We start from the raw sequence: 16,253 nt of genomic DNA on the forward strand, positions 1-16,253 counted from the left end.
TGCAGACAAATTGTTATTGTACATTTTAGCTTGCAAAAAGTATTCTTTTACAAAATGTTACCATATAATAGCTTACATTCGCATGGTTATTACTCAACCACTCCTACTCGATTATCTTCTTCTCCAGCTTCATCAGGTAACAGGAATGACGAGCATATACAAAATAATCACAACGCTTTCTTTGGAACCAATTCACACAAGATTGCCGTTGGTATTTATTACATTTAATTTTTTATCATTTTGACATTTGAACAATTAGGTCTTATTGAACCAATATTAAAGGCGCTTAAGACAGAAGGTTACACTTCACCAACTCCCATACAGCAGCAAGCAATACCGGTTGCCCTGCAGGGAAAAGATATTTTGGGCTGTGCCCAAACCGGTACCGGAAAAACAGCCGCTTTTGCAATACCCATGTTGCAAACACTTTCTAAAGAAAAAATAACTAAAGGCTACCGTTACACACGCGGACTTATACTCACCCCTACCAGGGAACTGGCGGTACAGATAGACGAAAGCTTTACAGCGTATGGCAGGCATACCGGTTTGCAGCACGAAGTAATATTTGGCGGCGTGCCCCAAACACAGCAGGTACTCTCTATAAGAAACGGAGTGGATATATTAATTGCCACGCCTGGCCGCCTGCTCGACCTGATAGACCAGGGGCATGTGCACTTAGACTACCTTGAAATGTTTGTGCTGGATGAAGCAGACCGTATGCTGGACATGGGCTTTATCAACGATGTAAAAAAGGTGATCCGGCTGCTACCGAAGCAAAAGCAAACTTTATTTTTCTCTGCCACCATGCCACCGCAGATACAAAACCTGGCGAATGCACTGCTGCAACAGCCGGAGCAGATAGAAGTAACGCCTGTTTCTTCTACAGTAGAAACGATAGACCAAGCGGTGTATATGGTTGATAAAAAGGACAAACAATCTTTGCTGGTGCATTTGCTTAAGGAAAAAAACATTGCGCGTTCGCTGGTGTTTGCCCGCACCAAGCATGGCGCCGATCGCATAGCCAAAGCACTGAACAATGCTAATATAAAAGCTGATGCCATCCACGGCGATAAAGCACAGAGCGCAAGGCAACGGGCTTTGCTTAACTTTAAAACAGGAAGGCTAAAAGTATTGGTAGCCACCGATATTGCAGCCCGCGGCATTGATGTGGACAATCTTACACATGTTATCAATTTCGATTTGCCCAATGTTCCCGAAACGTACGTACACCGTATAGGACGTACCGGACGTGCTGGTGCAAGCGGCGTGGCATTTTCGTTTTGCGACAGGGAAGAGAGGGTTTATTTAAAAGATATTGTTCGTCTTACTGCGCAAACTATACCCGTAGCAGAAGAGCACCCATACAAGCCGGTGCGCTCCGAAGGGTTTAGACCTTCTGCAGTTAATAATGGTAATTCAAACAACCGTTCAAACAATTCTTACAGGCAAAAGCAGGGTACTTTTAACAGAAGAAGAGGACCGCTTGTGAATATTTAAAAAGAAACAGCTTTTATAACCAAAAGGCAGTTATATGAGTAACTGCCTTTTGTATTAAGGGTTGTTTAAGGCGTTAAGGGGGCAGGAGCCACTAAAGTTCCAAAAAAAATAAGTTACACGAAGTATGCTTTATTTGCTGCAATCAGGTGGTGTTTTATCATTCGAGGCGTATTTGCATAAGCCAAATAAGTTTACCTGACAGTATTGTATGTTGTATTTGTTTATCTGCAATCTTTGTTTGTCATCTTAATATTGTTTTACCTATGAGTAATCTTTTAAAACGGAATAATGTAACTGTTATTGGTGCCGGCAGGGAAGTAATGCTGTTTGCTCATGGTTTTGGCTGCGACCAAAATGCCTGGCGGTGTATCCTCGATGCTTTTACATCTGATTATAAAGTTGTCTTGTTTGACTATGTAGGTGCCGGCAAGAGCGACCTCTCGGCTTACGATAAAACGCGTTACAGCACACTACAAGGTTACGCACAGGATATACTGGACATTTGCGAAGCATTGAACTTAAAAGATGTCATTTTTGTGGGGCATTCCGTGAGCAGTATGATAGGTTTGCTGGCAGCTAAGGAAAAACCGGCATATTTTAAGAAACTGGTGTTTGTAGGCCCATCGCCAAGATATTTGAATGATGAAAACTATACCGGTGGTTTTGAAAAAGAAGATTTGGAGAAACTCTTTGAAATAATGGATAGTAATTACCTTGGCTGGAGCAGAACATTGGCACCAGCCATTATGGGCAGCAGCAACGGTCCTGCACTGGGTGAAGAATTGGCCAACAGCTTTTGTGCTACTGATCCAGAGATTGCCAAACAATTTGCTCGTGTTACTTTTTTGTCGGATAACCGCAAAGACTTGTCTGGCTTAAAAGTTGAGAGTTTAACCTTACAATGCGCTGATGATATTATTGCTCCGCAAGAAGTTGGCTATTATATGAAAGAGCATACGCCGGGTAATACATTGGTTTTAATGAAAGCAAAAGGACATTGCCCACATATGAGCGCCCCCGGCGAAACCATTAATGCCATCAAATCTTTTATTTAAACACTTTTGAAGAATCAATTAGATAGCAGTTCGCTCGAGTTAAACAAAGAGTTTTTAGCATCGCTGATTAACACGGACGATCTGTATATGAACGCACCATGCGGCTACTTATCTTTTCATCCTGATGGCACTATTATAAAGATTAACCGCACGCTCTGCAATTGGCTGCGCTATGATGAGTTTGATATTTTATATAAGAAAAGCTTTACCGATCTGCTCTCCAAAGGCGGCGCTATTTACTACGAAATGGTGTATATACCCTTGCTTAAAATGCAGGGTTATGCCAATGAAATTAACTTTGATATCGAACGGGCTGATCACTCTTCTTTTCCTGCCTTGGTGAATGCAGTTTTACTAAAGGACAAGCATGAAAACATAAGGGCAATTAACGTTACTATTTTCGATATTACTGATCGTAAGAAGTACGAAGCGGAACTGTTGAATGCAAAGAAGGAAGCTGATAACGAAAAGAAACGGTTTGAACTGCTGGCCGATCTTACGCCGGATATAATTTTTACCGCTACGCCCGAAGGAGTAATTGAATATGCTAACCAGCGCTTTTACGAATACTTCAATCTTTCTTCAAAAAACTTTAATCAACGTCTGGTATTAAAGAGAATTCATCCGTCGGATAAAATAAGATGCTTTAAACAATGGATGAATGCCATTATGGGAGGCAGCACTTTTGAAACGGAAATACGGCTTAAAAATGCTTTTGGCAATTACATCTGGCATTTGGTAAGGGCGGTGCCTTATACCAATGATGCTACTTCCGTTTTAAAATTCTTTGGCTCGTGCACCAATATACAGGAACAAAAAGAACTGCAAAGCAAAAAAGATGAGTTTATCAGCGTAGCCAGTCACGAACTAAAAACGCCCTTATCAAGCCTTAAAGGGTACATTCAAATTATAAAAAAGGAAAGAACCGATCCACTTTTTTCCAACATTCTTAACCGTTGTATTAAGGCTGTTAATAACATGCAGTACCTCGTAAGCAGCTTACTCGATGTATCGCGCATACAGGCAGGACAACTAAGCCTGCAAATAGCGCCAGCATCTTTGTACAACCTCATTTTAGAGTGCATAGAGCTTACAGACATGAATTATTCATCGCACCACATCCACCTTATTTTTGATGTGGATATGGATATAAAGGTGTGGATGGATGCGCAACGCATACAGCAGGTGATTATTAATTTGCTAAGTAATGGTATTAAATATTCGCCCGGAGCAAAAGAAGTTGTTTTGCGCGTAGAAAAGCAACCACATAAGCGGGCCGTTAAGATAAGTGTACAAGACTTTGGTATTGGTATTCCTGCCGAAGAAGTAAAGCATGTATTTGAAAAATACTACCGCGTAAAAGATGCCGCCAACCAAATATCCGGCTTAGGCATTGGCTTGTATTTAATCAAAGAAATTATTCAACTGCACAAGGGCAACATTTTTATTGAGAGTGAGATTAACAAAGGTTCTACGTTTTATTTTTATTTGCCGGTGGCGGAGTAAAAAGTTTATGTTATTGGATTGTAAGTATTTCATCACAAATACATGGGCATAATGCTGCTGTCACTCCGAAAGCCTTCTGCATTTGCAGCGCCATACCGCCAATTAAATGTTAGTGTACGAACAAACATAGCGCCTTCTCTATGCGGAACCTGCAAGTGGAAATATACTTAACCTGATGCCGGTAATTATATTTATTCTCAAACATATAATGACGATAAAACGCGTGACCGCTTTTAAAATTACAGTTTCCATCTTTTTAGTGCATCCAAATACTTTAAGTCATTTGCTATTCCGCCCAAACTGTGCTTGTTTACTTCATATTTAAAAAAATATTTAAGCGAAGGCTGATTGAAAGATGACTTATGCTATTACTTGTAGTAAAAATATAAAGTATAAATAGTACAGTTTAAAGTAGTGTTTTTCAAAAATGTATTATGTAAAAAATATATTAATTAATATTTTAATAAATTAATAGAATTAGCTATTTTTGTTCTTAAAAAACCCACAATTAATGAAAAAAACTATGGTTATTTGCTGCATACTATTATGTAGCCTTATGGGACTTTTTGCATGTACGAAAAGCAGTGATAATGTTCAGCCGGTGCCTCCTCCAGGCAATACCGACACCACGTTGCCAACAGATGGTGACTCGTCAAATCCTCCAAAGTATACTGTCGGAGATACCTTAATATTAAGAGGTGATACCAGCAACAATGATCAAACGGTACTGTTATATTCGGGCAATAGAGGTGTAAGCACGCCTGACTTTCCCTCTTTCACTGCACTTGGAAAAGGATTTAGTGCAACTAGTGACAGAACGCGCTCAATAATGAAGTTTAGAATAAGGAACCTTGACGATTCTTCAAGAGACAACCCACCGCCGGTTCAAAAAGCTGTATTGTACCTGTATCAGTACACCGACCCTGCTGGTCTGAACCCTTATGCAGCGCAACAACATACAGATAATAGTGCGGAACTGCACCGTATAATTGGTGACTGGCAAGATAGTACGATAAGCTGGTACACCCAACCAGCATTAGCGGAGGGTTCTTCTAACCCGTTAGAAGATGTAGTAATAATACCTGCTGTTATCACACCTCTCCAGGCTGGTGCAAATGACAATCAGGTGATAGATGTAACAGATATGATGCGGAAGATCTTTGCAGACCGCAGTAATAAAGGGTTTTTACTTAAGCTTACTAACGAAGACGCTAAGGTGGGAAGATCGTTTGGCTCATTTGCCTGCCCGAACGTGAACAAACGTCCAAAGCTGGTGGTGTACTTTTAATAAGCCTGCTGCACGCTAATTTGTTTGTCCTTATATAAGTAAATGTCCGGAGCTGGTGTTGAAATTGAAAGAATATAATCCAGCACTTTCCAGGAGCTTAAATGAATATATCTATGGCTATAGTCCAAGCAGTAGCTTGGGCTATAGCCAATTTTATTTTCTTTTATCTCAAAGCTGGAAGTATGGGTTAGCACCGTCCATCTGTACTAATCAGGTCTGTTACTAATATTTCATTAACCTACTAAACTAATTATCGTACTTTTAATTTCTGCATTAATTGCTAACCGCGGGTGCAAGTGTTTTTCTTTGTAGTAGCGCATGTTTACAAAGATTTATACCTCTTAACGATCAATAATAAGCGCGATTGTCTTATCATCTAAACCATACACATTATGAAAAATGTTGCTCCCGTTTACTGCATATTAGTATGCAGCTTATTTGCTCTTTTCTCCTGTACAAAAAACACTGAAGATGTTAATGCTGCGCTTATTCAGAATAAAGCAGGCAGTAGATTGCTTAACGCAAGTAACGTAGCCATTATTGATTATATGCCTGGCGATAGCCTGGTAGTAAAAGGTGATACCAGCAATGGCGATGAAACTGTTTTGCTGCACTCTGGCTACGGAGGTATAAGCAGGCCCGATTTTCCATCGTTCACAGCACTTTCCAATGGCTTTGGTGGGATAGATGGTAGAGACCGGTCCATCATGAAGTTTAAGCTAAGAGGTATTAATGACTCTTTACGCAATAACCCGCCGCAGATTCAGAAAGCTGTGTTGTACTTGTATCAATATCACCGTCCGGCAGATAAAGACCCTTATACAATAGCCCAGAATGGCGATAATAGTGTAGAACTGCATCGTGTAGTTGGAGATTGGGAGCCTGGTACAATAAACTGGAGCAATCAGCCTACGCTCGCAAGGGGCTCCGCCAACCCGTTAGAAGATGTGGTAATCATACCTCCTGTTGTAACGCCTTTACCAGCCGGCACAAACGATGACCAGGTAGTAGATGTAACGGATATGGTGCGTAAAATCATTACTGCAGGCAACTATAAAGGCTTTTTGCTTAAGCTCACCAGGCAGGGCGAATTTAGTTATTTTGGACGTGCTTATGGCTCATTTACATGCCCTATAGAAAGCAAGCGTCCTAAGCTTATCTTGTACTTTTAATAGCTGCTGATTAAAACAGGTAGTATCGAAAATAATTGTAAATAACCCAGGCTCATGCCGGGGTTATTTTTTGGTAGTATATTATACTTGCTGCAGCTTATGGTAAAGCAGTACAATGCCGCAGGCAAATGCTTTTGCCTTAGTTAGGGTAAAGGGTTTGCTTGTGTTAAGCTATTTAAAATATACAACTCATTACCAATAGCATGCACAGGTCCATGCTGGAATAAAATCTTCTGCCAGCAGGCGGCCAGGTAAGATAGTTTCTATCGGCTCTGCCAAGTCATTTACTCTTCATCCCAGTTCCATTGTATCCAGTCTATTTCACTATTAGCCTTGGCAACCTACCCATTGATGGTGACTTGCATTTATAGTTTTAGTTTTCGCATGCTGATTTGGTTGATTGTTTGGGTACATACCAGTAGTGGCGCATCGTTTGTTTGTATAAATAAAAACATACACGCTATGGCAGTAAATCAAGCTTTGCAAAGCAATGCAGAAAAAACAGAAAAAAAAGGTGCTACCGAAGACCCGCCATCTGATTTAGTAAAGCAAAATGAGCCTGGTAAAGAAAAAACCAGTGAAATAAAGGTGCCTAAAGAAGCCCTGGAGAACTATAAGCAAAGCGGAAGAGAAGGAGAGGAGTAGAGGTGTTTACATACAAAGCACCTGTAGTAAAACCGACAGGTGCTTTGTATGTAAACACAACAATATTCCTAAATATCCGAATAATCGGTCGGGCGCAAAAAGATAATGTCTGCCTTCGATACATTATGCTGGTACTCTGGCATAGTTAGCAGCTTTTTGAAAGTTGAATCTTCATTAAATGCCTTCCAGTGCGTTTCGCGGTCGGCCATATTCTCAAAGGTAGTCATGTACATCAGGTTGGGCATGTGGCTGCCAGCCAGCACTTCGGCATAAAATACGGCATTAAAATTCAGATTTTTAAAAATACCTACTTCATTACCGGTATTAAACATTTTTACTTTGCTGGCGTGCAGTTTTTCGGTAGCGCCTTCGTAGCTCCGCAGTTCATATACGCGGTCTTTGTGTGCACTTTTTAGCTGCGGAACCTGTAGTTGCGGCGCCATAAAGAAAGCCTGCAACAAAATATTTTCCATTCTTGTATAAGGCGCGGCATTGTACGGTGCATTGAGGTAGCGGGCGCCGGCGGTATTGTAGGTAGCATTGGCTGCAAGTTTAGCAGTAATATCTGCAATATCTTTTATCGAGTGTACCGGCATTAATACATACATCATTTTATCGGCAGCCGTATCGTTACTCAATGCTTTAAACACGCCTACTGTTTTGATATTCATGCTGTGCAAAGCCGGCACTAAAGCATGTTGCAGGTAATCATCAATCAGGTTTTCCTGCGCTGTGTCTTTAAAATGATATACTGTGATTTGGTAATAATCCCGCTGCTTAGATGATTGGGCGTGTACCGCGCTGTACAATAATGCGCATAATAGGAGTAGGAGCAACTTGCCTTTCATAATAATAGTGTTTTTTTAGAATATGACTATACCGGACAGGTGTAAACAAGCAATATTTTTTCGTTTGCAAGATAGGTATTGCAATTCAAAAATGCTTTACTTTACGGTTTGCAACCAGATGCTGCCATGAAGTCTTTACTGCTTATTTTACTATGTGTTATCATCAGCCTGCATTTTGCATATGCACAAAGCAACGCTTGGTTTAAAGGCATGTGGTATGGCGAAAGAACTTTCCTCAACTCGCGCATTGCTAAAAAAGCCTTGGTACGTATGGAGGTAGATAAAATAAAAGATAGCTCCTTTACGGGGCGGCTTATTTATATGTACCCGAGCGATACAGCTGCAAGACTGATAAGGAGAGTGGGCGGGGTGCTGCGTGGTAAGTACATAATTATCAATAAAAGTGAAGAAATATACCGGAACGACCCGCGCTCACGGAGCTTTTGGAGCGATTGTTCGCACTGTCCCGGTTCCTCCTCTTTTTACATTACAGGGGGCAATCTGGTATTACAAATCACAACTTCTGCCTGCGGCGATACCTGCAATGGTGTAACTGTTTTCTATAGAAAAATGCAGGACTACAATGCCAGTATGCAGGCAACTCTGGTTAAAGCATTTGGCACCAATAAAGCACCGGCAGCAGTCGTTTCGTATGTGGCGGCAAACACCAATACGAAGGAAAGTTTAGTAGCTGCCAGAGATTCCATAAAATATTTTCCAACACTGCTGAATGATAGCATGGGTATCCATTTCGACCCTAACAAGTACCAGCCGCTCAGTGCAATTTCTATGGATGCGGCACCTGCCACGAAGCAGGATGCTGCATTGAATAAAATGGCAAAAAAGAACGTGCCTGCACCAAAGAAAACAGTCGTAAAAGATAGTGCTGTAAACAAAAAGGGTAATACCAATGCTGTAACTGTTTCGGATGCTAAACCGCCTGCCACAAAGAAAGATACACTTGCTGCACTGCCTACGCTGGTAAAAGACACCATGCCAGCCGCTATTGCACAACGCAAAACCAATCTTATAAATACTTACGAGGTAAACTCGCCACACATAGCGGTGCAATTGTATGATGATGGGCAGATTGATGGCGATGCGGTATCGGTGTATTATAACGGCAAGATAATTATCAGCAATCAAACACTCACACACAAAGCAATTACGTTTAATATTGATGCTGCTGCCGCCAGCCGTCATCACGAGTTTATTTTGATTTCGGAAAGTGAAGGTTTTTTACCGCCCAATACTGCATTGATGCGCATTAAAGCAGGCATCCAGCAGTTTGAACTAAATGTTAGCTCCAGCAGTGCCAGCAATGCTAAAATTGCAATTAATTATGTAGGAGAATAAAGAGATAATATTATAGTTATACCCGCTTTACAAGTTTGTTTGCTACTGCATGTATCAGCTTTTCTTTGGTGGTGCGGCTTACCGGCAAGTGCTGGTTATGAATAAAGACCTTATTTTTACTAATCGCATCAATCTTGTTGAGTGCTACAATATATGATTTGTGTATGCGCATAAAAAGTGATACTGGCAATTGCTTTTCCATATTAGAGATGGTCATGTAACTCACTATTTTTCTATCTGCCAGGTGAATGGCAATGTAATTTTGCAAGGCTTCTATAAACAAAATATCGCTGTAACGTATTTTCTCAATCTGGTAATTCACTTTTAAAAAGAAGAAGTCTTTTTCACTATCAATAATAGTAGTGCGGTTGCCTTTTTCATTCAGAAAATCTCTTGCTTTTGTAACTGCTTTTACAAAACGCACAAACGAAATAGGCTTTACTAAATAATCAATCACATCCAGCTCATAGCCTTGCAGCGCATATTGCGGGTAGGCAGTGGTAAATATTACAGCCGGTGGCTCACTAAGCGATTTTAAAAAGTCAATGCCGGATAGTACCGGCATTGCTATGTCCAGCAACATAAGATCAGCTTGTTTATTATTTAATATTGGAAAAGCCTGTGCCGCATTATCACAAATAGCTGTCAGTTCCAGAAAGGGTACTTCTTTAATGTATTCTTCCAACCCTTTTTGTGCCAGCGGTTCATCGTCAACAACTATACATTTTATGTTCATGATGTTTGCAGTTTTAAATGAACAGCATAAAAATCAGGTTCATTCTCAATTTGTAAATCATACCTGTTTTCGTACAAGAGCTTCAACCTGCGTTGTACATTCTTTAATCCTATACCATCACCATCATGTGCCACGTAATTGTTGCTTTTTGTATTAATAACATGAAATAACATATACCCATTTTGCTGGTGCAGTTGCACTTGTATGGTGTTGTCTTTATCGGCGTAATTGGATACATGCTTAAAAGCATTTTCTACAAAAGCAATGAGCAGTAGAGGTGCTATAGAAAAATGCTGCACATCGGCACCTGTTTCAAATTGAATATTATAGTTTTTCTTCCTGCGCAAACGCTGCAGATCAATGTAACTTTTTAAGTATTCAATTTCTTTTTCAATAGCTATCTCTTGTTCATTGCATTCATACAATTGATAACGCAACAACTCAGAAAATTTTTGCAGTGATTCCCGCGCTTCCATGTTTTTTTTATCAATCTGAAAATAAATAGTATTAATAGAATTAAACAAGAAGTGCGGGTTGATTTGTGCTTTCAGATATTGCAGTTCTGTTTCTAATTGCTCTACCTGTATTTTTTGCAATAGCTGTTGTTGCTTATACCAGTTTTTGCTTAATGCTAATGCTAATGTGAATGATAAATAAAACAATGCAATGGAAAAATTATAGAAGGTATTATAAAAAAGAGACTGCTTTTGCAAGTCGCCCAGAACATATCCATACAGCCATGTATCATATATGTTTTGAAATATGGTATAAAACAGCAAACAACTTACAACCGATAACGCATACAATGCGTATTTGCCTCTTTTGAAATATTGTGGAAAGCAATAGTACACATTGCTGTAGCAAATAAGCATCAGCAAACCATTACGAACAACAATATTTAGACAGTATTGAAACAAGCCTGCTGTGCTTATCAGGTGGGCTGTTACTGATGCATAAAAGCTAATGGTAACACACCAGAATACCAGATGGTCCAGCTTGTATTTCCAGAAGAAGCGCATAATTAAATGTAGTAAACAAAACACTTTAACATTTGGTGTTTTATACCAAATGCAGGTTTTGCATGATGAAATGTAAAGCCCTATAAAGTTAGCAAAGAGGCTAATGCAAAACATCAAGTAGTAAGTGCAGTTCGTCAAACGGATTATGTATTGCTTGCAGCCTGTTTTTACTTTGTTATCGCAATTATTTATTCACCATAAAATAGTAAGTTATGAAATACCTATCTGTAAAAAAATCGCTTATCAAGGCTTGCCTGTTTGTTTTTATTGCCTGTACGGCATTCATGAGTTCGGCTAAAGCCGGACTGGATTATTACAAGATTTTTTTGGGCAAAAAACTTATTTATGAGCGGTATATCAATAAGCCTTTGAGCCTGGAAAGCCTGCCCATCAGTGCCGCAGATGCTAATGAAACGTTGACCATTTATTATTATCAATGCCAGGCACCTAATAAAACCGGTAGTAACAGAAGTATTGTTTTAAAAGATGATAAAGGTAATATGGTAAAACAATGGAGTTTTGCAAACGTGCAAAGCAACAGTGCCGGTATGGCAATACCTGTAAAAGAATTGTTGCAGTTACAAAAAGCAAATAAGAGCCACGCACTTGCTTTGTACTATACCGCCGAAGGACGTACCGGAGGTGAAAAGCTGGCATCTATACAGGCTGCTCCAAAAGATGTTTCCTACCTTGATAAGCAGGTTGATGAATATAATTCGCAGATGGTCTGGCACTTCTTTACATTGCTATTCAGAAATCTTGCAGTTGTTTAGTTGGGTTATAAGCTCAAATTCAAAAGCCCGGAAGTTCTTCCGGGCTTTTGAATTTGAGAAAAGCAAGTGATAGTAAAGAAGTCAGCCATACTTTCTTTATTAACCCAGTCCAATCTATTAAATAAAAACCTGCTTTAAACGTGCAGTTAATAAACCGTACTGCTGATAATTATTATTGTATTGGTTTATCGAAATTCTTAGCTATCTGTACAGTTTCGTTGTTTAAAAGTTTAAAACAGCTTTATAGTTAAATTAAGAAAAGCCATTATTTATTTAAATATAAAATTATTTCTGTCAGAAAGTTTTCATTTACATCTTCATCTCTGTGCTGCTTAAAATAGGCATCTGCTTTATCTTTATCGGCATCATCCAAAGCGGCTATTATAGCCTTTCGTTTTAAACTAACTTGCTTATAGGCCTTACCACCAGGTATTATTATATAATACTGGTTATCCTCTTTATATTCATCGTACATATTACCCGACTGGGAAATGCCATCATTGCGAAAATTAGCCTTTATAAAAGTGGTGCCCACCAGCTTATACAAGCTGTATTTATCCGTGCTTTTAATAAGTGACAGGTACACCTTTGTTGGGTCAATTACTGGTACATGCTCAAAGCTGTATGTTTTATTATAGTAAACCAATACAAACGATTGCAAATTATCAGGAGCAATGGTGAGTATGTCCACTTTATTTTGTGTTGCCAGCAAGTTACCATTGGTCTTATCAAAGTTGTAGGCAAATGAGTCGCTATTAACGGTACTGCCCTGTGCGGTTGTAACCCTGCCTTTTACCCACGTGTCGAACAAAAAGCGTTTACCCTGCGTATTTTCCAAATTATTAAAACCGTTTACTGCACCATTGCCGTTGTTATTACCCACATTTTTTAGAGCGCTTTTAGATATAAACTGGCTAAAGTTTCCAAAGGCAGAACTCATTGAAGGAGGTGCAGATAACTGTGCATTGACTGCAATACACAGTACAGCTAAAAGCAAAGCAACAGCGCATATTCTTTTAACTGCTATTATCATTACTTTTATTTATTTTTCTTTACAGGCAAATTTCTGCCGGCAAATACTTTGCAATTAACGCTTCGTAATAAGGCTTTAACTCGCTTACCACCGGCGGCTTCGGACTTTTTGAGTATAAATCATACGGATTAAACTTATTCACCCATTCAAACATTTCACGGTCGTGGTCATCCATCAAATGCTCGTAGGCATGCTCGCGGTGTTGCGAATAAAAAGAGTGATAGCGTATCATGTACAGCGCCGGCTCGGGCAGGTAGTCTTTCACAATGTGGTACAAATATTCATCGTGCCCCCAACTCATGTGCACGTTTTTTAGTCCGCAGCCATGCTCATATACGCCATATTTAGTGTTGTAGCGTTCATCGTACGTGTCGGGGTTTGCAGCAAAATATTCAGGATACACAATTTTGTCGGAGTGTGCGCAACCCACCGGAAATGTATCGCCTACCACTGCCCATTGTGGCTCGCCAAAGAGGCACAATACTTTACCCATATCATGTATGAAACCGGTGAGTATAAACCAGTCGGGATGCCCGTCTGCCCGTATGGCTTCTGCTGTTTGCAGCAGGTGCTGTAGCTGGTCAAGCTCAATATCGGGGTCACTGTCATCCACCAGTGTGTTCAAAAACTCCATTGCTTCCCACACTTTTAATTTTTTGCGGTTAAACTGCAAAAACTCTTTCTTTTTTTCCAGCACAAAATCGTATGTCTGGTATTTATGATTCAGCCGGTAAAATTCCCGCACAGTATCTCTTTCCGGATTGTCGTAGTTGCGGTACGCTTCCTTTGTTTTAGCCGGGTAGGTGTGCTCAGGATAACGTGTAAGCACATCTTCTTCCCATTGCTCAATGCTTTGTAATGGATTGATTTGCTCTTGTGTAAAAGGCATAGCAGCGCTCATAATTCATTATTTTTTGGAGTTGTAAATATACTTTTTTAAAAGTAGCAATTTTCTTAAAATTCAGTTTTCTATAGCTGTAGCTAATAGGAATGCCGTAAAATACACTTTTCTTCTGTATTCCGCATTTACCAACATTCTACTTTGTACTTTAAATAGTAAACCCTAAACGTGTAAATTGTACTCACTCTTCAATGTTTTTTTAAACAGTCTTTAATTTCTATTTAGGCATTTTTCTAAGCTATGCGGTTATCTTGCAGTCTCATCCAATATGGCAACTAAACTCTTTTTGGTAATAGTGGTAGTGGTAGGCAGCATGCTTGCTGGTTGCCAGGGACGTGTAACTACTAGCCCGGAGCAGAATGTTTTTTACAACATCACGCATCAGGCAGAGACTTTTGGCTTTACCGAAGAAACATTTAATCAACTGCAGGCTATTTTCAGCCAACATACATCACACGATTTTAAGAGTACTTTTTACTATTATAACTATGGCTGCGGGTATTATCACACCAAAAAACTAGATGAGCAAACTGCCCTGAAGTATGCCGATAGCATGTTGCTGCTGGTGCAAGACAAAGCAAATACGAAAACCGATCAGGCGGAGATAGCTATAGCCAACTTATCGGAAGGTGATATATTGTTTGCCCTGAAACGGTACAACGAAGCCTGGGATTATTATTACAATGGCAAGCTGGCTGCTGAAAAAAGCGGCGACCAATATACGCTAAGCGAGTACAGTTACAGACTGGGCATGGCAACGTACAAAAAAGAACAGTACGATGCCGCCGCGAGGTATTTTGTAGATGCCTTTGAGCAGGCAGGACACCGCAACAACAGCTTCTCCGATTTTTATCGCCGGCAGGAAGTATTGGACAATGCTGCACTAAGCTATCTGCATAGCGGCAAAGCAGATAGTGCTATATGGTACTGTAATAAAGGGCTGCGTTATATAGCAGATAATGAAGGTAAACATACAGCCGATAAAAAAGAGTTGATACAAGCTGCTTATGGCGTGCTGTATGGTACTATGGGGCGTGCTTACCTGCAATTGCACGATACTACAGGAGCAGGGGTGCTGCAACAAAGCATCGCCATTAACGGGCTGCCCGGCCGGGAGAACGGAGATGCGCTGCAATTGCAAGCATGCCTGGCGCAGTATTATTTAGATACCACTTTCTCTCTGCAATTACCCCGGGGCCATAAGATGCTGATGGCTATACAGCGAGGACTGGATACCCTGCACAGCGCAGATGTGGCTATCCGGTGGAATGAGCTGATGAGCCGTTATTATGCTTTGCAGGGCAACAAAGCGGAAGCTTATACTTATCTCACCCGTTACAATACGCTGCATGATGAGCAGATAGCTGCCAATAAGGCCCTTGCGGAAACCAATATTAATAGTCGCCTTAAAATGATGCAGGACCGCTATGAAATGAGCTTGCTGAAAGCCAATAATCAACTCAAAACTATTTACCTGCAGATTGCTATTTTACTGTGTGTGCTCACTGGCGCTATCCTTTTTTTGATAGTGCGCAACTGGAAAAAGGAGAAAGAAAATAGCCATACCCTTGCTGCACTCAACAAGCAAATACAGCAGCAAACGATGCAATTGGAAGTTACCGTAAAACAGCTTGACCAGCAGATAAAAGCAAAAGACTATATACTGCGTGTAATAGCGCACGACCTGCGCAATCCTATATCTGCCATCAGTACGCTTACACGCATAGTAAGCGAAGAGTATGAAAATGAGGAAGATAATAAAGAGTTTTTAGAAATGGCGCAATCTGCCTGCAAAGATTCGCTGGCAATGATAGACAGCATTATGCAGCTATCGCAGCAGAACCAGCCAGATACGCTTAAATGGTGCGTATTCGATATAAACAAAAGTGTATTGGATTGTGTGGAATTACTGCGCTGTAAAGCTGAAGAAAAACGGCAGGAAATTGTGCTGCATACTGCCAAAACACCGCAATATACACTTGGCGATGCCGACAAGATAAACCGTGTGGTGAATAACCTGGTGATGAATGCCATTAAGTTCAGCTTTCCAAACAGCACCATTGATGTGTATATAAAAGACAAAAAAGATAAGGTGGAAATCGAAGTGAGAGATCAGGGTATTGGCATACCAGCCGATATGCAGGCTAAAGTATTTGATGTGTTTACCGAAGCTAAACGCAAAGGCACATCCAAAGAAGCTACCTTTGGTTTGGGCTTATCTATTTGCAAACAATTGGTAGAAGCACACGATGGTAAGATATGGCTCGAAAGTAAGGAAGGTTTGGGGTCCGCTTTTTATGTGCAACTGCATAAGCATTCATTATCGCCATCGCAATCCGAGCCGGAACTTAAAGCAGAAGCAGTATAAGGATTGAAGAGATAAGGAACAAGTGACAAGTTTAGTGTCTAAAGTTGGCGTTATGA

At 40.3% G+C, this 16,253-nt stretch carries 14 protein-coding genes; 9 read left to right on the top strand and 5 right to left on the bottom strand.

The genetic code is table 11. From position 1 onward, the window contains the following. Positions 1 to 240 precede the first annotated feature (240 nt). The 6 genes from FC093_RS16670 (at position 241) to FC093_RS16695 (ending at position 7,163) form a co-directional block, all read left to right on the top strand. Positions 241 to 1,497, top strand: a complete 1,257-nt coding sequence (locus FC093_RS16670) for a DEAD/DEAH box helicase (protein WP_137262939.1) — start codon at positions 241 to 243, stop codon at positions 1,495 to 1,497. A gap of 263 nt (positions 1,498 to 1,760) precedes the next feature. Further along, positions 1,761 to 2,552 carry an alpha/beta fold hydrolase gene (locus FC093_RS16675; protein ID WP_137262940.1) on the top strand — a complete coding sequence of 264 codons (792 nt, stop codon included), beginning with the start codon at positions 1,761 to 1,763 and terminating at the stop codon, positions 2,550 to 2,552. A 6-nt stretch (positions 2,553 to 2,558) separates the two neighbouring features. Then, a complete protein-coding gene (locus FC093_RS16680; RefSeq protein WP_137262941.1) occupies positions 2,559 to 4,058 on the top strand; it encodes a sensor histidine kinase in 1,500 nt (499 codons plus the stop codon). A gap of 511 nt (positions 4,059 to 4,569) precedes the next feature. Then, positions 4,570 to 5,346 (top strand): DNRLRE domain-containing protein, encoded by a 777-nt coding sequence (locus tag FC093_RS16685; RefSeq protein ID WP_137262942.1) that lies wholly within the window; start codon positions 4,570 to 4,572, stop codon positions 5,344 to 5,346. Between the two features lie 392 nt (positions 5,347 to 5,738). Next, positions 5,739 to 6,518 carry a DNRLRE domain-containing protein gene (locus FC093_RS16690; RefSeq protein WP_137262943.1) on the top strand — a complete coding sequence of 260 codons (780 nt, stop codon included), beginning with the start codon at positions 5,739 to 5,741 and terminating at the stop codon, positions 6,516 to 6,518. Positions 6,519 to 6,980: 462 nt separating this feature from the next. Next, positions 6,981 to 7,163, top strand: coding sequence for a hypothetical protein (locus tag FC093_RS16695; RefSeq protein ID WP_137262944.1), 183 nt, complete (start codon positions 6,981 to 6,983; stop codon positions 7,161 to 7,163). A gap of 68 nt (positions 7,164 to 7,231) precedes the next feature. Here the strand turns inward: FC093_RS16695 and FC093_RS16700 are convergent, their stop codons facing one another. Continuing rightward, positions 7,232 to 8,011: an NIPSNAP family protein gene (locus FC093_RS16700; protein ID WP_137262945.1), complete on the bottom strand. Its 780-nt coding sequence runs from the start codon at positions 8,009 to 8,011 to the stop codon at positions 7,232 to 7,234. 126 nt (positions 8,012 to 8,137) lie between these two features. On the opposite strand from FC093_RS16700, the gene FC093_RS16705 reads away from it, so the two are divergent. Continuing rightward, on the top strand, positions 8,138 to 9,367 hold the full coding sequence (locus FC093_RS16705) for a hypothetical protein (protein WP_137262946.1): 1,230 nt from the start codon (positions 8,138 to 8,140) through the stop codon (positions 9,365 to 9,367). 16 nt (positions 9,368 to 9,383) lie between these two features. On the opposite strand, the gene FC093_RS16710 is transcribed toward FC093_RS16705, so the two are convergent. Together FC093_RS16710 and FC093_RS16715 are read right to left on the bottom strand one after the other, a co-directional pair. Further along, a complete protein-coding gene (locus tag FC093_RS16710) occupies positions 9,384 to 10,103 on the bottom strand; it encodes a LytR/AlgR family response regulator transcription factor (RefSeq protein WP_137262947.1) in 720 nt (239 codons plus the stop codon). Beyond that, positions 10,100 to 11,122, bottom strand: coding sequence for a sensor histidine kinase (locus FC093_RS16715; protein ID WP_170971126.1), 1,023 nt, complete (start codon positions 11,120 to 11,122; stop codon positions 10,100 to 10,102). The genes FC093_RS16710 and FC093_RS16715 overlap by 4 nt, the downstream gene beginning before the upstream one ends. Before the next feature lie 212 nt (positions 11,123 to 11,334). Here FC093_RS16715 and FC093_RS16720 point away from each other — a divergent pair, with 212 nt between their 5' ends. Next, complete coding sequence (locus tag FC093_RS16720; RefSeq protein WP_137262949.1) at positions 11,335 to 11,895, top strand: hypothetical protein; 561 nt, start codon at positions 11,335 to 11,337, stop codon at positions 11,893 to 11,895. Positions 11,896 to 12,160: 265 nt separating this feature from the next. Here FC093_RS16720 and FC093_RS16725 read toward each other — a convergent pair whose 3' ends face one another. Further along, positions 12,161 to 12,928, bottom strand: coding sequence for a hypothetical protein (locus tag FC093_RS16725; RefSeq protein ID WP_137262950.1), 768 nt, complete (start codon positions 12,926 to 12,928; stop codon positions 12,161 to 12,163). A 19-nt stretch (positions 12,929 to 12,947) separates the two neighbouring features. Then, positions 12,948 to 13,829: an inositol oxygenase family protein gene (locus FC093_RS16730; protein ID WP_137262951.1), complete on the bottom strand. Its 882-nt coding sequence runs from the start codon at positions 13,827 to 13,829 to the stop codon at positions 12,948 to 12,950. A gap of 268 nt (positions 13,830 to 14,097) precedes the next feature. On the opposite strand from FC093_RS16730, the gene FC093_RS16735 reads away from it, so the two are divergent. Next, positions 14,098 to 16,197: a sensor histidine kinase gene (locus tag FC093_RS16735; protein WP_137262952.1), complete on the top strand. Its 2,100-nt coding sequence runs from the start codon at positions 14,098 to 14,100 to the stop codon at positions 16,195 to 16,197. The last annotated feature ends 56 nt before the right edge of the window (positions 16,198 to 16,253 follow it).

The organism is Ilyomonas limi (assembly GCF_005233845.1).
Classification (GTDB): domain Bacteria; phylum Bacteroidota; class Bacteroidia; order Chitinophagales; family Chitinophagaceae; genus Ilyomonas; species Ilyomonas limi.